The sequence below is a fragment of the Pseudomonas sp. P4_C4 genome (assembly GCF_056402055.1).
Genome location: NZ_JBFUID010000043.1, coordinates 18,213 through 34,567, shown reverse-complemented (window position 1 = coordinate 34,567; position 16,355 = coordinate 18,213). Strand labels below are relative to the sequence as shown.

General features: G+C 59.2%; 15 protein-coding genes, 4 tRNA genes and 1 pseudogene. 18 read left to right on the top strand and 2 right to left on the bottom strand.

Features of this window, described 5'->3' with window-relative positions:
* The first annotated feature begins 15 nt into the window (after positions 1 to 15).
* From AC1DXW_RS21230 to AC1DXW_RS21215, 4 genes and pseudogenes are all read left to right on the top strand, one after another.
* Positions 16 to 777 (top strand): SDR family oxidoreductase, encoded by a 762-nt coding sequence (locus AC1DXW_RS21230; protein ID WP_477754397.1) that lies wholly within the window; start codon positions 16 to 18, stop codon positions 775 to 777.
* A gap of 196 nt (positions 778 to 973) precedes the next feature.
* Positions 974 to 2,359: an aminotransferase-like domain-containing protein gene (locus tag AC1DXW_RS21225; protein ID WP_477760414.1), complete on the top strand. Its 1,386-nt coding sequence runs from the start codon at positions 974 to 976 to the stop codon at positions 2,357 to 2,359.
* 108 nt (positions 2,360 to 2,467) lie between these two features.
* Positions 2,468 to 3,571, top strand: a pseudogene (locus AC1DXW_RS21220) (HAMP domain-containing protein); the annotation flags it as partial.
* On the top strand, positions 3,551 to 4,432 hold the full coding sequence (locus tag AC1DXW_RS21215) for a methyl-accepting chemotaxis protein (protein ID WP_477760418.1): 882 nt from the start codon (positions 3,551 to 3,553) through the stop codon (positions 4,430 to 4,432). The pseudogene AC1DXW_RS21220 and the gene AC1DXW_RS21215, both read left to right, overlap by 21 nt.
* A gap of 46 nt (positions 4,433 to 4,478) precedes the next feature.
* Here the strand turns inward: AC1DXW_RS21215 and AC1DXW_RS21210 are convergent, their stop codons facing one another.
* Entirely contained in the window at positions 4,479 to 5,237 is a 759-nt protein-coding gene (locus tag AC1DXW_RS21210; protein WP_477754399.1) for a hypothetical protein, read from the bottom strand.
* Positions 5,238 to 5,622: 385 nt separating this feature from the next.
* Here AC1DXW_RS21210 and AC1DXW_RS21205 point away from each other — a divergent pair.
* The 4 genes from AC1DXW_RS21205 (at position 5,623) to AC1DXW_RS21190 (ending at position 6,035) form a co-directional block, all read left to right on the top strand.
* Positions 5,623 to 5,698: transfer RNA gene (locus AC1DXW_RS21205), tRNA-Glu, on the top strand.
* 2 nt (positions 5,699 to 5,700) lie between these two features.
* Positions 5,701 to 5,776, top strand: a tRNA-Gly gene (locus AC1DXW_RS21200).
* A 104-nt stretch (positions 5,777 to 5,880) separates the two neighbouring features.
* Positions 5,881 to 5,956 (top strand) — tRNA-Glu (locus tag AC1DXW_RS21195).
* A gap of 3 nt (positions 5,957 to 5,959) precedes the next feature.
* A tRNA-Gly gene (locus tag AC1DXW_RS21190) sits at positions 5,960 to 6,035 on the top strand.
* Positions 6,036 to 6,093: 58 nt separating this feature from the next.
* Here AC1DXW_RS21190 and AC1DXW_RS21185 read toward each other — a convergent pair.
* Positions 6,094 to 6,963 carry an AraC family transcriptional regulator gene (locus AC1DXW_RS21185; protein WP_477754400.1) on the bottom strand — a complete coding sequence of 290 codons (870 nt, stop codon included), beginning with the start codon at positions 6,961 to 6,963 and terminating at the stop codon, positions 6,094 to 6,096.
* 411 nt (positions 6,964 to 7,374) lie between these two features.
* On the opposite strand from AC1DXW_RS21185, the gene AC1DXW_RS21180 reads away from it, so the two are divergent.
* From AC1DXW_RS21180 to AC1DXW_RS21135, 10 genes are all read left to right on the top strand, one after another.
* Positions 7,375 to 7,584 (top strand): Flp family type IVb pilin, encoded by a 210-nt coding sequence (locus AC1DXW_RS21180; RefSeq protein ID WP_477754401.1) that lies wholly within the window; start codon positions 7,375 to 7,377, stop codon positions 7,582 to 7,584.
* Between the two features lie 26 nt (positions 7,585 to 7,610).
* Positions 7,611 to 8,129 carry an A24 family peptidase gene (locus AC1DXW_RS21175; protein WP_477754402.1) on the top strand — a complete coding sequence of 173 codons (519 nt, stop codon included), beginning with the start codon at positions 7,611 to 7,613 and terminating at the stop codon, positions 8,127 to 8,129.
* Between the two features lie 14 nt (positions 8,130 to 8,143).
* On the top strand, positions 8,144 to 9,472 hold the full coding sequence (locus AC1DXW_RS21170) for a P-loop NTPase family protein (RefSeq protein WP_477754403.1): 1,329 nt from the start codon (positions 8,144 to 8,146) through the stop codon (positions 9,470 to 9,472).
* Between the two features lie 15 nt (positions 9,473 to 9,487).
* A complete protein-coding gene (gene cpaB / locus AC1DXW_RS21165; protein WP_477760413.1) occupies positions 9,488 to 10,297 on the top strand; it encodes a Flp pilus assembly protein CpaB in 810 nt (269 codons plus the stop codon).
* A 75-nt stretch (positions 10,298 to 10,372) separates the two neighbouring features.
* Positions 10,373 to 11,713, top strand: a complete 1,341-nt coding sequence (locus AC1DXW_RS21160; protein WP_477754405.1) for a TadE/TadG family type IV pilus assembly protein — start codon at positions 10,373 to 10,375, stop codon at positions 11,711 to 11,713.
* A gap of 8 nt (positions 11,714 to 11,721) precedes the next feature.
* Positions 11,722 to 12,201: a TadE/TadG family type IV pilus assembly protein gene (locus AC1DXW_RS21155; RefSeq protein WP_477754406.1), complete on the top strand. Its 480-nt coding sequence runs from the start codon at positions 11,722 to 11,724 to the stop codon at positions 12,199 to 12,201.
* Complete coding sequence (locus tag AC1DXW_RS21150; protein WP_477754407.1) at positions 12,201 to 12,695, top strand: TadE/TadG family type IV pilus assembly protein; 495 nt, start codon at positions 12,201 to 12,203, stop codon at positions 12,693 to 12,695. The genes AC1DXW_RS21155 and AC1DXW_RS21150 overlap by 1 nt, the downstream gene beginning before the upstream one ends.
* A complete protein-coding gene (locus AC1DXW_RS21145; protein WP_477754408.1) occupies positions 12,689 to 13,909 on the top strand; it encodes an AAA family ATPase in 1,221 nt (406 codons plus the stop codon). Before AC1DXW_RS21150 ends, AC1DXW_RS21145 begins: the two co-directional genes overlap by 7 nt.
* A gap of 3 nt (positions 13,910 to 13,912) precedes the next feature.
* Entirely contained in the window at positions 13,913 to 15,355 is a 1,443-nt protein-coding gene (locus AC1DXW_RS21140) for a CpaF family protein (RefSeq protein WP_477760412.1), read from the top strand.
* The gene (locus tag AC1DXW_RS21135; protein ID WP_477760411.1) at positions 15,352 to 16,338 is read left to right on the top strand and encodes a type II secretion system F family protein; all 987 of its coding nucleotides are present in this window, start codon (positions 15,352 to 15,354) and stop codon (positions 16,336 to 16,338) included. Before AC1DXW_RS21140 ends, AC1DXW_RS21135 begins: the two co-directional genes overlap by 4 nt.
* The last annotated feature ends 17 nt before the right edge of the window (positions 16,339 to 16,355 follow it).

Here is a 16,355-nt window from a genome sequence, read left to right as displayed (position 1 = left end):
TTCGAGGACATAACAATGAGCATGACGTTTTCCGGCCAGGTGGTTGTGGTGACAGGCGGGGCGGCCGGTATCGGCCGCACGACCGCCCAGGCATTTGCCGCCGAGGGCCTGAAGGTAGTGGTGGCCGATATGGATACGGCGGGCGGTGAGGGCACGGTGGCGCTGATTCGTACAGTCGGTGGCGAAGCGACCTTCGTACGCTGCAACGTTACCCTGGAAAGCGATGTAAAAAATTTGATGGATGAGGTGATCAATACTTACGGTCGTCTCGACTATGCCTTCAACAATGCCGGCATCGAAATAGAGAAAGGCAAGCTGGCCGAAGGTACGCTCGACGAGTTCGACGCGATCATGGGTGTCAACGTCAAAGGCGTCTGGTTGTGCATGAAATACCAATTGCCGCTGCTGCTGGCGCAAGGGGGCGGTGCGATCGTCAATACGGCATCGGTGGCCGGCCTTGGGGCCGCGCCGAAAATGAGCATCTACGCCGCCTCCAAGCATGCGGTGATCGGCCTGACCAAGTCGGCGGCCATCGAGTACGCCAAGAAAAAGATCCGGGTCAACGCGGTGTGCCCGGCGGTGATCGACACGGATATGTTCCGTCGCGCTTATGAAACCGACCCGAAAAAAGGCGAGTTCGCCAACGCCATGCATCCGGTCGGTCGCATCGGCAAAGTCGAAGAGATCGCCAGCGCGGTGCTGTACCTGTGCAGCGATGGCGCGGCGTTCACTACGGGTCACTCATTGGCCGTGGACGGTGGCGTTACCGCGTTTTAAGCGACGCGCCGATACCGAGTACACCCGGAACCTGTGGGAGCGAGCAAGCTCCCACAGGTTTTTTGGTTTCACAAAGGCACCGGGCAATGTGTTTCAAATGATTAGAGCAATGGGTTTTGGCGGCGTTGTCGCACATGTATTCGAACACTCCTGTGATTAACTGTTGCTCGCAAAATCAACAGGAGTTTGCTTGCTCATGGAATTGAGAATCGACCGACAGGCGCTGGTGCCCGTCGTACAGCAAATTGTTGACGCGCTGACCTGTTGGCTTCGTTCCAGCGGGGTATCGCCCGGTACGCGCCTGCCTTCGGTGCGACAGATTGCGTGGATCAATTTGCTCAGTCAGTCAAGCGTTGCCCAGGCCTGCGAACGGCTGGTGACGCAGGGGATGCTGGTGTCAGGTCATGGGGCCGGCTATAGGGTTGCCGACCCGGCATTGACTACGGGTACAAGGCACGAGCCTGTGTGGTTCGAGGGGGCTGAGCCCGAGAACGGGCCTTATTCGAGTGAGTTGAGGCTGGGCTGTGGCGGGCTGCCTGAAAGCTGGCGCGAGACGGACGATCTGATTTATGCGATTCGGCAAGTCAGTCGTACCGATACGGCCAGCCTGTTCAACTACAGCACGCCGCTGGGATTGCCAGCCTTGCGACAACAGATATTCAAGCGCCTCAGGCAGCTGGATATCCCGGTGCAGGACAACCGGATCATGACCACGGCGGGGGCCAGTCAGGGGCTCGACCTGATTGTGCGGACACTGTTCAAGGCCGGTGACTGCGTGGCCGTGGAGAGTCCCGGTTATCCGGTGCTGTTCGATCTGCTCAGGCTGCACGGCATCCACATGGTCGAGGTGCCGCGAACACCGCGGGGGCCGGACGTGGACATGCTCGAATCGGTGCTGGTCAAACACCGGCCTCAGGGGCTGGTCATCAATAGCTTCTATCACAACCCGACGGGCAGCAGCCTTGCACCGGCGGTAGCGCGCCGCGTGCTGCAGCTGGCCAGGACCTTTGGCGTGCAGGTGATCGAAGACGACGTTTATGCGGATTTGCGCAGCGGTTGCGCTACGCGACTGGCTGCGCTGGACGACAACGTGATCTACGTCGGCAGCTATTCCAAGACCCTCAGCAGTTCCTTGCGGGTCGGTTTCGTGGTGGCCGGCTCTGAAGTCATTACGCGTCTGGCCGAAGTCAAGATGATCAGTGGCATGGGCGCCTCACGATTTTGCGAGTCGGTGCTGGCGTGCCTGTTGGCTAACGGTGCCTACGGCAAACTGGTGCAGCGTCAGCGCCAACGCTTGAACAGCGACCGGCTGGCGGTGTTGCAATTGCTCGAAGATACCGAATGGGAGATTTTCGGCAAACCGGCGGGAGGCCTGTTCATCTGGGCGCGATCAGGAATGTCCGATTACGATCAGGTGCGGACCCAGGCACGGCGCCTGGGTGTACTGCTGTCATCGAAGACCGCCTTCAACCCCTCGGGTGAGGCCAGTGACTGGCAGCGTATCAACGTGGCCTATGCCTGCGACCCGCGTGCCCGTGCGTTCTTTCAGGCCACTGCCCGGGATCGACCTCCAGCGTTCTGAAAACGACGCTGGTGTAGCTTTTTGCCATTATTCAGGCGCCAGAGCCTTGTGTTGCTACTGGCCCGTTGCGAATCTGCGTCTACAGACTTTGGCAGGGGACTAAGTGCAATGAATTCGGGCGTGCAAGGACGTTTTGCCAACCTCGGTATGGCAAAAAAACTGGGTATCGGGTTTGTCCTGGTGCTGTTGTTGACTGCGCTGGTGGCGGGCATTGGCGTGTGGTCCCTGCAAACCATCAGCCAGCGCTTCGACGGGCTCACGCAAATGTCATCGCTCAACAGCGGTTTGCTCAAGGTGCGGCTGCTGGAGCAGGAATACGCCTTGCACGGCAATCCGAAAACCGTCGATGCCCTGCACGAGGGCGTCGATGGCCTGATCGCCCTGGCCGGCCAGCTCAAGGCCGCGTCTGCGGCCAACATGCCGGTGATGAATGATGTCGAACAGTCTTTGGGCGCCTATCGCAAGGCCTTCGACGAGTTTGTCTCGCTCACCCAGGCCAAGGACCTGGCGCTGGAAATGGCCAGTTGGTCGGTGTCCAGCGTGGCCAATAATCTTGACGTATTGCAGTCCGGGCTCGCCGATGACGGTGCCTATACCCTGAAAGATTCCGAAGGCAAGGACGGTGCGCAATTCATCGAGCAGGCCAGCCAGGTCAGCCAGGTTTCACGCTTGATGCTGCAAGCCATGAATGAAGCGCGCGTGCGTCTGGATCAAAGCCGCAAAGGCGACGACAGCGCCGGGCAGGGCAAGATCGAACAGGCCAGCCAGGCATTGACCCAGGCCGAGCAGCTCAAGACCACGATCAAGGATGAGGGTTACCAGACCGTCCTCAATGAGGTGACGGGTCATATCGCCAGTTTCAGTGACAAGCTCGCCGAGTACACCGACCTGCTGGAACAGGAAAAAACCGTCTATCAGCAATTGCACCAACGCGCAGCCCAAGTGGTCGAGCGGGTGGATCAGGCTTATGTCGCGCAAGACCAAGCGATGCAGGCTGAACTGAAAAAGAACTCGCTGCTGATCATTGGCTCCTCCGCCCTGGCCTTGCTGGTTGGGCTGGTTGCCGCGTGGTTCATCACCCGATTGATCGTGGCACCGCTGCGTAGCGTGATTCAGGTGGCGCAGCAGATTGCCTCGGGGGATTTGAGTGCGACCATTGACGTGACCCGCCGCGACGAAATCGGTCAGTTGATGCAGGCAATGCAGCAAATGGGCGCGGGGCTCAGTCATATCGTCAGCGGCTTGCAGTCGGGTATCGAACAGTTGGCGACTTCCGCCCAGTCGCTGTCGGCGGTGACCGAGCAGACCAACCTCGAAGTCAGCACACAGAAGGAGGAAACCGAGCAGGTTGCCACCGCGATGAATCAGATGACCGCCACGGTGCATGATGTCGCGCGCAATGCAGAGGAAGCGGCCCTGGCTGCGCAAACGGCTGACGGCAAGGTTGAAAGCGGTCAGCAGGTGGTGCGCCAGAGCATGGCACGGATCGAGCAGTTGGCGGATTCGGCCACTTCCGCCAGTTCGAGCATCGAAAGCCTGAGTGCGGAAATCCACAATATCGGCACGGTGTTGAGTGTGATCAAAAGCGTGGCGGAGCAGACCAACCTGCTGGCATTGAACGCGGCGATCGAGGCGGCCCGGGCCGGCGAGCAGGGCAGGGGTTTTGCGGTGGTGGCCGATGAAGTGCGCGCGTTGGCCAAGCGAACCCAGCAATCGACCGAGGAAATCGAACGCCTGGTCAGCGCTTTGCGCTCGGCGGCGCAGTCGTCGGTGCAGCAGATCCAGAGCAGTGGCGAGTTGGTGAAGCTGGCGGTCAGCGATGCCTTGCAGACCGAGAGTGCGCTGGGAAGTATTGCGGCGGCGGTATCGTTGATCCAGCAGATGAACCAGCAGATCGCCGCGGCGGCCGAGGAACAGAGCTCGGTGGCCGAAGAGATCAACCGCAGTGTCACTAGCATTCGCGCTAGTGCAGATCAGTCATCGCTGGCGATGCAGGGCAATGCAGCGTCCAGTATTCAATTGGCGCAACTGGGGGTTGAACTGAAGGGGATGGTGGGGCATTTCAGGCTTTGAAAGCTTCCTGTAGGAGCGAGCTTGCTCCTACAGTGGCTTTCGCTGATCAGTCGTAGATCGCTTTCTTTTTCCAGTCCGCGTCGGCCTCGACGTCTTTTAAGCCTTCGGTCAACTGGTTGACCTCGCCTTCGACCGGCGCGATGCGATCCATGACCTGGTCGTTGGCGCGGGCCAGGAGTTTTTCCAGGTATGCCAGTTGCTCGGCGTAGACCTGTGGGTCCTGTTGTTTGCGCAGGTATTGCACGCCGCGCTCGAATGCCAGGCGAGCTTGCCCTGGCTGGTTCTGTTGCAGGGAGTGCTGGCCGAGGTTGTTGAAGAACTCGATGTGCAGCAACACGAGGATGTGGCGCACTTCACGAATCCAGCGCTTGGCTTCGTTGGGGGGCAAGAAGCCGTCTTGTGCCGCGCGGGTAATCTGGCCGTGCAGGGCTTCGAGCAGGAAGCGTACATCCTTGGCCTTGGCTTCGGTCTGGATCGGTGCTGGCGGATTGTTGACCGGGATGGATTCACCCTGGCCGACAAGGGCCTCCAGTTCGGCGATCCGTGCCTTGAGGTTGGCGCTGGATTTTTCCAGGTTGAGCAGGCGCTGGCAGACGTTCAGTTCCAGGCGGGCCAACAGCAGCTTGAGTGCCGGGGTCATCAGCTGGCCGGGGAACGTCTCGGTGATCTCGCCGCAGCGACGCAGGCGATCGTTGAGCTCGATCTTGGTACGGGCCTTTTCCAGCTTGTTGTTTTCCACCACATGGTTCATGTAGCCAATGGCGATCAACAGGGCGATCCCGGCTACGATTAGCAGGGTGATCATGAGTGGCGTCACCGGTAAGACCTCTTTATAGGTTACGCATGCGAGTCGGGTGGCTTGGCATTTGAGCGCCCTGGCCCGCACGACGGGTTGGATCGGACATGCTTGTGCTTATATCGGCCGCAGCCCCGTTTTTATGAATGATGGCACTCGATTCGCAGAGTGCCATCATTGGGTGGACTATAACGTCTTGGCGGGTGCCAGAATATAAGCGTCAAACGCCGGGCCGCGGAAAAACCGCAACGGCTCCCAAAAGCAGGGCGAAGTCATTGATTTAAATAAATTTATATCAGGGGGTTGACGACCTCTCAATCCATCCATAGAATGCGCGCCACTTGCAGCGTAAAGCACACAGCGAAACGAAGCAGGGAGTGAATGCAGTACGTGTGTCCCCTTCGTCTAGTGGCCTAGGACACCGCCCTTTCACGGCGGTAACAGGGGTTCGAGTCCCCTAGGGGACGCCAATGCGGGAATAGCTCAGTTGGTAGAGCACGACCTTGCCAAGGTCGGGGTCGCGAGTTCGAGTCTCGTTTCCCGCTCCAATTTTAAACAGCGTTGCTTTCGGGCAGGGCTGAGTGAAACCAGAACCAAGTCTTCGGATGCGGATCTGGACACCGAAACACACACCATGTGTTCCGGGTAGCGTGTCCCCTTCGTCTAGTGGCCTAGGACACCGCCCTTTCACGGCGGTAACAGGGGTTCGAGTCCCCTAGGGGACGCCATTTGCGGGAATAGCTCAGTTGGTAGAGCACGACCTTGCCAAGGTCGGGGTCGCGAGTTCGAGTCTCGTTTCCCGCTCCATATTTAACGAAAACGCCGCTCATTGAGCGGCGTTTTTGTGTGCGCGTAAAAAACCAGGTCAACCGCTGAGGCTCTGTACCAGGCTTTCGAGCGCTTCAATGGTTTTTTCATCCTGCACCGGTTGCGCAGCGGCAGCCGCTTTGATTTGGCGTGCCACTCGGTATTCGCTGGGTGTGCAGTTGGCGAACTGCTTGAAGGCACGAGCGAAGTAGGAAGGATCCTTGAAGCCGGCCTCATAGCCGATGCTGGTAATCGGCATCTGGCTGTTGTCGAGCAGATCTTTGGCGAAGTTCATGCGCTTGTCCAGGATGTAATCCGTGAAGCCAAGCCCATTGGCTTCCTTGAACAGGCGGCTGAAGCGAAATGTCGTCATGCCGCAGCGCTGTGCCAATTCCCTCTGATCGATGCTGTCACGAAAGTGCTGTTCGATGTACAGCATGACATTGCTCAGCGCCTGGTGTTTTTGGTGTCCTGAGGTCAACCGGATGCTGTCCGGCAGGGTCGGGGAATGGTCGATCTGCGATGACTTGCCCCGGCCGTTGGTATTTCGACGCAGCTCGCAGAGCTGCACCACCGCCGTCAGGTAACGATTCCTCTCGGTGGTCGAGAGCGGGAGCACCATGTATTCCCAGACGCTGGAGCGCATGGCCCATACGGCCAGTTCCTCCGAGTGCTGCACGGTGAACATGGTGATCGGGATGGTGGGGGTGGTGCGTTTGATCTCCAGCAACAGCCGCAAGCCTGGCGTGTCGGGGCGATCAAAATGGACGCAGATCATGTCTGCGTGTTCCCCGATGGGCAACACGGAGTTTTTCGCCAGTTTGCAGTCGCAGGAGTCCTCGAACTGCGCGGCGAGTTCTTTCGTGGACCGATCATGAGTCAGATCGAACCACAGGAGCGATGGCCTTTTGGTCAAATTGGACGTCATGTCTCTACTCTGGGGTTCTGGGTGACTCACTTTGTTAAGGAGTATTGCCAAGGTGCCATCACTTTGCAGATTTAATCCTGATAGGAAAGACGATTTTTAGTTCTATTCGCTCTATGGGTTGCCTGGAAGGCAGCCCTGGGTGAATGTTTGTTGGTGTGTTATCGACAAACCCGGCTCGAACCGTTTGTCGCTTGTGAATCAGTGACAATTGTCTTTGCGTTTCAGTGCCTTGTTTACCCCCACCTGTTACTTCTGCAAAAGCCAATGCTGCGTATTTGGCCGCCCCGCAAAAAAGTCCTAGCGATGTGCAAAATCTTCCTAACGCCCATGCCTTGCCACTGACTAGGGTTGCATCAGGCAGCACAGAAAGTACTGCCTCAGAAAAAACAACATTCGAGTGAGGTGGGCAAAATGATCATGCAAACAATCAAGGCTTCGGTTGTGAAGTTCATCAAAGACGAAGATGGTCTGACCATCGTGGAATACGCGGTGGCCGGTGGGTTGGTCACAATAGCCGTTGTCGCGGCGTTCACGGCTCTTGGCGGGGCAGTGGACACTAGAATCAGAGCTCTTTGTGCCGCCGTTAGTGGTGCCGCTTGCGCTGCCCCCGCCGCACCATAACGACAACTCTGGCAGGAGGATGCGACATGTCCATGGAACAGCTGGTAGCTACCGTTGTGCTGATAGGACTGCTGGGCGTGGCGGTGGTGAGCGACTTGCGTCGCCACCGCATTTCCAACCTGCTGATCCTGGTAGGTCTGGCCTTGGGGTTGGCCAGCCAGACTTACTCAGGTGGGATCAGCGGCCTGGGGGATGGCGTGCTGGGCCTCCTGATCGGTTTTGCTCTGTTCCTGCCCATGTATGCCCTCGGCGGCATGGCTGCCGGCGACGTCAAGCTGATGGCCATGGTTGGCAGTTTTCTCCCCCCCCCTTACGCCTTATGGGCTGTGTTCTTCAGTCTGATATGGGGAGGGTTGTGCGGTTTCCTGATCGTTCTGGTGCGCGGTCAATTATTGCAGACCCTGGGGCGCTATCGGTTGATGTTTTGGGCGCGGGCCTATATGGCGCCAAGTTCAGACGAGGTAGCCGGCAAGCCCTTTCCTTATTCGGTAGCGATCCTGCTGGGGACGTTGAATAGCATCTACTGGCAACTCACTGCCGGTTGATTCGGAGGTTAGACATGCACGTCATCGTCGAAAGTGATGCCTACCCCAGCGATCGGAACGCGGTGCAACGCCTGGCGCCTCAGCCCTGCACAATCCGCGAAACGGGTCTGACCGACAGTTTTCTCGGCGAGTTGGTGTGCAAGCATTTGTTTGATGCCGGCGTGCTGGACATGTCGCGGCTGGTGGACCGCCTGGCGCTGACCGGCGCGGTACTTGAAGAGGTCCTGGCGTTTCTGCGCAAGGATGGTCGTGTCGAAGTGCTGGGTCAGGCGAGTCAAACGGGCGGGCAGATGTTGCGTTACGGCCTGACCGAACGTGGTCGCGGTGTCGCCCGCGATGCCCTGTCGCGCAGTGGCTATATCGGAGCGGCACCCTTCCCGGTGAGTACCTACCGCTCCCTGATCAAACTGCAGACCATTCACCATAGTCGCATCAACGCCAACGATATGCGCAATGCCCTGGCTGGCGTAGTGCTCACGGAGGAGATGCTCGATCAGTTGGGTGTGGCGATGAATTCCGGGCGCGCGATCATGATTTATGGCCCCGCAGGGACCGGCAAGACCTATGTCAGCAGTCGGCTGATCCGCCTGTTCGCCGAGGCCATCTGGGTCCCTTATGCCATCGTCATCAACGAGTCGGTGATCGAAATCTATGACCCGCAGGTGCATCAGCGGCTCGATGAAAATGCTCAACAGAACAATCTGATGCTCAACGAAGGGATCGATCGTCGACTGCTGCGCTGCAAACGCCCGATCGTCATCACGGGCGGTGAGTTGAGCATGGAGCAACTGGACGTTCGCTATGACCCCTTCACCCGTCAATACCAGGCCGCCCTGCAGCTCAAGGCCAGCAATGGCCTGTTCATCATCGACGACATGGGGCGCCAGCGCATGGCCCCCGCCGAGCTGTTCAATCGCTGGATCGTCCCGATGGAAGAGAAACGCGATTTCCTCAACCTGGGCGGCGGTCGGCATTGCGAGTTGCCGTTCGATCTGATTCTGGTGTTTTCCACCAACCTCAATCCCCTGGAGCTGGCCGATGAGGCCTTCCTTCGTCGGATTGGCTACAAGCTGCAGTTCGGTTACCTGAAGCCCGAGCAGTACGAAAAGATCTGGCGTCAGGAAAGTGAGCGTCTGGGGATTTCCTATGACCCGTTGCTGGTGCGTTATGCGCTGCAAAGGCTTTATGCAAGCGAAGGCATGCCCCTGGTGCCCTGCCATCCCCGAGATCTCCTGAACATGGCACTCGATCGCCAGCGTTATATCGGCGGTTCCGGACCACTGTCACCGAAAGAGTTGGAATGGGCCTGGCACAACTACTTCGTCCAGCTCGACTTTCTTTGATACGGAGATACTGACATGAGCTCTCGTACGCTGACCCTGATAGGCGTTTCCCTGGCCATGGGCCTTGGGGCTGCATGGATGGCCGATTCCTGGTTGAGCGCGCGGCTCAATGCCAGCCCGGATGACCACCTGCGAAGCGTGGTGGTCGCCACGGTAGAGATTCCATTCGGGCAGATGGTCGAGGCCCACCAGGTCACGACCGTACGCATGCCCATGGATACGATCCCGGACGATGCCTTCGATGCCAGCGAAAAAGCCGTGGGCAAGATCGCAACGTTCGACATTCTGCGGGGCGACATCGTGCGTGGTGCGCGTTTGAGCGAGCACCTGGGGGGTAGCACCCTGGCCTCTTTGATTGCCCCCGACAAACGCGCCATATCGGTACGCGTGGACGATGTGGTCGGCGTCGGCGGATTCCTGTTGCCGGGTAACCGGGTCGATGTACTGGCGACCAAAACCAACAATGCCGGCACTAACAGCGCCTCCTCCAGGACCATCCTCGAGAACTTGCGGGTGTTGGCGGTGGATCAGACTGCGGGTACTGACAAAACCCAACCGGTGGTGGTGCGTGCAGTGACGCTGGAAATGACGACTGCCGAGGCTGAAACCCTGGTAACCGCGCAATCGGAAGGGAAGTTGCAATTGACCTTGCGCAACCCGCTGAACGCCGAGAAAAAAATCGCGACCGTTGCACCTGCCGCACCGGCCATGGCGGTGGCTACCGCCACAGAGCCAAAGCCCATAGTGCCACGTGGTAATGGAGAGGGTGGCAGAGCCGTCACCATTATTCGCGGGATCGAGGCCAATGTAATCAAAATTCGCTAACCGGGCGCAACAGGTACCAGGGCACCACGGTATTGGCGGAGTCGATCCGGATCGGTATCGGCAATCGAGGGCTTGATGATGAATCTTCGTATTCAGCGGCCGTTCACTTCGACGCCAAGGCGCCAGGAAGGATCGGTGAGTGTATTGATGGTGATCGCGTTGGCGGCGATGGCCATGATGGCGGCGTTGGCTTTGGACGGCGGGCATATGATGCTGAACAAAACGCGCCTGCAGAATGCGGTGGACGCCGCCGCCCTGAGTGGCGCCAAGACCCTGAGCCAGGTGGAGGGGGGCATCAACAGTGTCACCGCGGCTAACGCAACACGCACCGCCGCGCTCAATACGTTGATACAAAATGCCAATGCCACGGGCAACAACGAATTGGCCACAGCGGTCGGCGGCAACGCCGGTGCATTTGCAGTGGTGGAACTGGCAAGCAGCGTCTATGGCCCGTTCGCCTTTCCCGGGCCGGCGGATGCCAAGTACGTTCGGGTATCGGTACCGAGCTATAGCCTGACGGGATTTTTCTGGAACTTCGCCCGGGTATTCGGCTCTGGTGGCCTGGGAGCCAAAGCGGTGGCGGCGATTGCCACTGCCGGACCCAGCCCTACCAGCCCCTGCGATCTCGCACCTTTGATGGTCTGTGGCGATAAGACTAAAAACAACCCGGCCGCCGGCATGTTCTGGGGCTTTCAATTTGGTAATTTGCAGGTAATAAAGACGGGGTCCGGAAAATCGACCGACAGCATTGGTCCAGGCAATTATCAATTGCTCGATCTTGGCACGAAAATTCCCGAGGGCATGGCCGGAGGTCTCAAGGTCTGCAGCATTGTGGGGGACAATGTCCTGACTGACCCTGGCAACAAGGTCGGCCCTGCCTCTCAAGGCCTGAATACACGCTTCGGCATCTACAACGGCGGCCAGGTCAGTGCCTCGGCCTATCCACCGGATCTGGTGACCACGTCCAGTGACCCCGCAATCACTGACAACGGCACAGGCCCGAAGTACCAGGGGCAAGCTGTCACCTCGAGTAACGGCAATCTCACGGCGGGCGGTAACGCGATACTGGACTACAACGACTGGCGTGCGAGCGTTGCCGCGTGTGTGGCAGGGTCCGGCAGTGACTGTGTGGGCAACGGGGTGTTCGAGCGCCGGATGCTGAAAGTCGTGGTGGGCGACTGCGCCGGGAAACAGAATGGTTCAACCTTGATCCCCGTCCTCGGTTTTGGCTGCTATTTTGTGGTGCAGCCCATGGATAAAGGTGGCACGAACTCGCAGGTCTTTGGCCAGTTCGTGAAGGTGTGCGAAGGCGACAACGTGGCCGGCCCCTCGCCGTCAACCGATTCCGGCCCGCAGATCATTCAGCTCTACAAAACCTATCTCAACGGCAGCGGCACTCCGAGCACTGACTCGTAGGAGGTGTCATGAGACTTCACGGATTTAAACATCGGCAGCGCCAGCAAGGCCTGGCCATTGTGGAATTCACCCTGGTCCTGCCGGTGCTGCTGTTGCTGTTGCTGGCCTTCGGTGAGTTCGGTCGCATGCTCTATCAGTACAACCTGCTGCTGCAGGCCAGCCGCGATGCCGACCGTTTTGTTGCCAGCCAGGCCTGGGACTCAACGCTTGGCAAGGTCGCTCTGAGCGATACGCTGCAGACCCAGACGAAAAACGTTGCGGTGTATGGCGTACCTGCCAACACCGGGCCCGCTGTAGTGTCAGGGCTGACGACCGGCAACGTGGTCGTTGCCGCAGTGGGCACCGACCATGTGCGGGTCACCATCACTTACACGTTCTGCCCGGTGATTGGCGCTGGCAGTTGCACCGGATCGCTTCCCGGTTTTTTTGGTAATCGGATTGCACTGAGCATTCCGCTGGTCGCCACTACCGTGATGAGGGCCCTGTGATGAACAGAAAGCACATGCGCGGCACCTATACGGTGGAGTTTGCCTTCATTGGTCTGCTGATGTTCACGCTGTTGTTCGGCGTGGTGGAAATGGGCCGCCTGTACTTTACGGTCAATGCGCTGGATGAAGCCGTGCGCCGCGGTACGCGCCTGGCGGCGGTGTGCAATATCAGCGATCCGGTGGTGTTGCGGCGAGCGATCTTCAATGCGGCGACCGACGCCGGTACGAGCCAGCTGATAGGCAATCTGGCCACCACCCACCTGACGTTGACCTATCTGGACGTGAATGGTGCGCTGGTTGCCAACCCCTCAGACCTGGTCAGCGTCAATGGTTTTCGTGCCATTCGCTATGTCCGGTTGAGTCTGCAGAACTTCGTTTTCAATCTGTTCATTCCCGGGTTCGGCGTGCCCATTACCTTGCCTACATTCAGGGCAACGTTGCCACGCGAAAGCCTCGGGCGTCATTCCGATTCCGGGGAGATCACGCCATGCTGAATACCAGGGACACTCCACTCTCCAGTTCGACCGGCAAAGCCGGGCTCAGGTTACTGATCAGCAGCCGTGATGCCGCGTCGTTGCGCGACCTGCAGAGCGTCTGCCAACGCATGCCCAGCCTGGAGGTGAGTACTCGGCTGGTGAGCAATGGGCATGTCGACCCGCTCTACGGCCTGGACCGGATGCCCGATCTGTTGCTTTTACGCGTCAGCCACCTGTGGCGTGAAGAGCTGGCGGCACTGTTACAGCGCCCGGCCCATGAACGTCCGCCGATGTTGGTGTGCGGGCTGCTGAGCGAACAGGAAGGCATGCGCCTGGCGATGCAGGCCGGCGCCCGTGACGTGCTGCCGGAGCCCGTCGCCGAGACAGAGCTGGTCGTCGCCTTGAATCGGCTGGTCATGGAGGTTCGCAGCGGCGGTGGGACAGAAGGGAAATTGCTCGCCGTGATCAGCGCCAAGGGCGGATCCGGTGGCACCATGCTGGCCTGCAACCTGGCTCAGCAGCTCAGCATGAAGGCTGGCAGTACCCTGTTGCTGGACATGGACCTGCAATTTGGCAGCGTGACGCATTACCTGGATGTGGCGCAGACGCACAGCCATCTGGAGGTATTGCATCAGATCGACGGCATGGACAGCGTTGCGCTACGGGGTTTTTGCAGCCACTTCAGCCCGACCTTGCATGTGCTGGGTGGCCGGGCCGGTGAGCTGTGTCTGCCGCAGGATGCTCAACCCGAGCAACTTGACACCCTGATGCAGTTGGCCCGCGCCAGCTATGACTGGGTAGTGATCGATCTGCCGCGGCAAATCGACCACCTCACCGGCTCCGTGCTGGAACAGGTGGATCGGGTATACGTGGTGGTGCAGCAGAGCGTCAGCCATCTGCGCGATGCCAGTTCCCTGGTGCGGATTCTTCGCGAAGACCTGGGCGTGCGTGGGGATCAATTGCAGATAGTGGTCAACCGCTATGACAAGGCGGCAGCGGTCAGCCTCAAGGATATCGGCGAGGCGCTGCGCTGCACCAACCTGGCGAAATTACCCAACGACTTCAACCTGGTCAGCCAGAGTCAGAACACGGGCGTGCCGTTGGGTCTGCATGCGCCGAAGGCGGCGATCACCGTTGCCCTGCGCAACGTGGCCGAGGAACTGGTTGGCAAGCAGGTGGCTGGAAACAAAAGCGTGCTCAAACGCGCCTTCAACCGTTTTTTCGGGGGGTGACCCATGATCAGTGACTTTCGTAACCGCTTGCGCAAACAATCCGCTAAATCCGCCTCGTCGCAGGCTAACCAGCCAGGTGACGACCAACTGGATCCGGCAGAAGAAGTGATGGCGTGGGAACGTGCAACGCCGGACGTTCTTTACGAAACCAAAAGTCAGGTCACCCCGGTGGAGGCCGAGTGGCGAGAAAAGATCTACCAGCAGTTGCTCAAGGTCATGGACCTGTCCTTGCTGGACTCCCTTGAACAGGCTGAGGCTACGCGACAGATTCGCGATATCTGCCAGCGTCTGCTCGATGAACATTCGGCACCGGTGAGTACGTCCAGCCGCCAGTTGATCATCAAGCAGATCACCGACGAGGTGCTCGGCCTTGGCCCCCTGGAACCGTTGCTGGCTGACCACAGCGTGTCCGACATTCTGGTCAACGGTCATGCCTCGGTCTATGTCGAGCGCTTTGGCAAACTGCAACGCACCGATGTGCGCTTTCGCGATGATCAGCATTTGCTGAACATCATCGATCGCATCGTCTCCAGCCTGGGTCGGCGTATCGATGAGTCCTCGCCGTTGGTAGATGCCCGGCTCAAGGACGGTTCGCGGGTCAACGCGATTATCCCGCCGCTGGCCATCGACGGCCCGAGCATGTCGATCCGGCGCTTTGCGGTGGACCTGCTCAATACCGACAGCCTGATCCAGGTGGGGACATTGACCCCGGCCATTGCCCTGCTGCTCAAGGCGATTGTCCGTGGGCGCTTGAACGTGCTGATTTCCGGCGGTACCGGCAGCGGCAAGACCACCATGCTCAATGTGCTGTCCAGTTTCATTCCGCACAACGAGCGGATCGTCACCATCGAAGACTCGGCCGAACTGCAACTGCAGCAGCCCCACGTGGTGCGCCTGGAAACCCGGCCTTCGAACATCGAGGGACGTGGCGAGGTGAGCCAGCGTGAGTTGGTGCGCAACAGCCTGCGGATGCGGCCGGACCGTATCGTGATCGGTGAAGTGCGCGGCGTCGAGGCGCTGGACATGCTGACCGCGATGAACACCGGACACGACGGCTCGCTGACCACGATTCACGCCAACACCGCGCGCGATGCGTTGGGGCGGGTCGAGAACATGGTGTCGATGACCGGGGCGACCTTCCCGATCAAGGCCATGCGTCAGCAGATCGCATCGGCCATCGATGTGGTGATCCAGCTGGAACGCCAGGAGGACGGCAAGCGCCGCCTGGTCAGCGTGCAGGAGATCAACGGCATGGAAGGCGAGATCATCACCATGACTGAAATCTTCTCCTTCGCGCGCCATGGCATGGGCGAAAACGGTGAGGTACTCGGGGAGTATCGACCCAGCGGCATGATCCCCGCATTTCGTGATGTGCTGGCCAAGCGTGGCATCGAGTTGCCGCTCACGATGTTCAGGCCTGAATGGATGGAGGCGCGGCAGCCATGAACCAGGTTCCAGGCGAATTCATTCTGATGTTCCTCGGCATGGTGTTTATCGCCGTCTTCCTCCTGTCCCAGGGCGTGGCGGTACCGGTATTCGGCGAGGCCGGCAAGATGCGCAAGCGCATCCGCGGCCGCCTGCACGTAATGGAGAAAGCCAATAATTTGCCCAACATGCAAACGGTATTGAGGCAAAAGTACCTGACGCGTTTGTCGCCACTGGAGGCCAGGCTTGAGCAGCTGCCCTTTATGGAATCACTGACGCAAATGATTGAGCAGTCCGGGCACGAGTACCGGGCCTATCGGGTATTGCTGCTCGGGCTGGTGCTGGGTGTCTGGGTGGGTATCCTGATCTGGATGGTCTCGCCAGTCTGGTGGATGGCGCTGGTGGCGGGTTTCGCGATCTTCTGGTTCCCCATACTGAAAATCTCTCGCGACCGTGGCAAGCGTTTCGCTGCGTTCGAGGAAGGCCTGCCGGACGCGCTGGATGCCATGTGCCGCGCTCTGCGCGCCGGGCACCCATTCAACGAAACCCTGCGCCTGGTGGCCGAGGAGCACAAAGGGCCGGTGGCTCATGAGTTTGGCCTGACCTTCTCCGATATCAACTATGGCAATGATGTACGTCGGGCTATGCTCGGCCTGCTGGAGAGGATGCCGAGCATGACTGTGATGATGCTGGTGACCTCGATCCTCATCCATCGCGAGACCGGCGGCAATTTGACCGAGGTGCTGGAGCGCCTGAGCCGCCTGATCCGCGGGCGCTTTCGCTTCCAACGCAAGGTCAAGACCTTGTCGGCCGAAGGGAGGATGTCGGCCTGGATACTGGTGGCCATTCCCTTCGTGCTGGCAGGGGCGATCGTGTTCACCACCCCTAAATACATGCCGTTGCTGCTCAATGATCCCGTGGGCCATAAGCTGATACTCGGGGCTTTTGGTTCCATGTTGGCCGGGATTTTCTGGATTCGCAAAATCATCCGGATTCAGGTTTAAGCGGGGTTCGCTATCGA

Coding starts and splice junctions, on each gene's coding strand:
- AC1DXW_RS21230 (WP_477754397.1), top strand. CDS start 16: ATGAGCATGACGTTTTCCGGCCAGGTGGTTGTGGTGACAGGCGGGGCG.
- AC1DXW_RS21225 (WP_477760414.1), top strand. CDS start 974: ATGGAATTGAGAATCGACCGACAGGCGCTGGTGCCCGTCGTACAGCAA.
- AC1DXW_RS21215 (WP_477760418.1), top strand. CDS start 3,551: ATGCAGGCAATGCAGCAAATGGGCGCGGGGCTCAGTCATATCGTCAGC.
- AC1DXW_RS21210 (WP_477754399.1), bottom strand. CDS start 5,237: ATGATCACCCTGCTAATCGTAGCCGGGATCGCCCTGTTGATCGCCATT.
- AC1DXW_RS21185 (WP_477754400.1), bottom strand. CDS start 6,963: ATGACGTCCAATTTGACCAAAAGGCCATCGCTCCTGTGGTTCGATCTG.
- AC1DXW_RS21180 (WP_477754401.1), top strand. CDS start 7,375: ATGATCATGCAAACAATCAAGGCTTCGGTTGTGAAGTTCATCAAAGAC.
- AC1DXW_RS21175 (WP_477754402.1), top strand. CDS start 7,611: ATGTCCATGGAACAGCTGGTAGCTACCGTTGTGCTGATAGGACTGCTG.
- AC1DXW_RS21170 (WP_477754403.1), top strand. CDS start 8,144: ATGCACGTCATCGTCGAAAGTGATGCCTACCCCAGCGATCGGAACGCG.
- cpaB (WP_477760413.1), top strand. CDS start 9,488: ATGAGCTCTCGTACGCTGACCCTGATAGGCGTTTCCCTGGCCATGGGC.
- AC1DXW_RS21160 (WP_477754405.1), top strand. CDS start 10,373: ATGATGAATCTTCGTATTCAGCGGCCGTTCACTTCGACGCCAAGGCGC.
- AC1DXW_RS21155 (WP_477754406.1), top strand. CDS start 11,722: ATGAGACTTCACGGATTTAAACATCGGCAGCGCCAGCAAGGCCTGGCC.
- AC1DXW_RS21150 (WP_477754407.1), top strand. CDS start 12,201: ATGAACAGAAAGCACATGCGCGGCACCTATACGGTGGAGTTTGCCTTC.
- AC1DXW_RS21145 (WP_477754408.1), top strand. CDS start 12,689: ATGCTGAATACCAGGGACACTCCACTCTCCAGTTCGACCGGCAAAGCC.
- AC1DXW_RS21140 (WP_477760412.1), top strand. CDS start 13,913: ATGATCAGTGACTTTCGTAACCGCTTGCGCAAACAATCCGCTAAATCC.
- AC1DXW_RS21135 (WP_477760411.1), top strand. CDS start 15,352: ATGAACCAGGTTCCAGGCGAATTCATTCTGATGTTCCTCGGCATGGTG.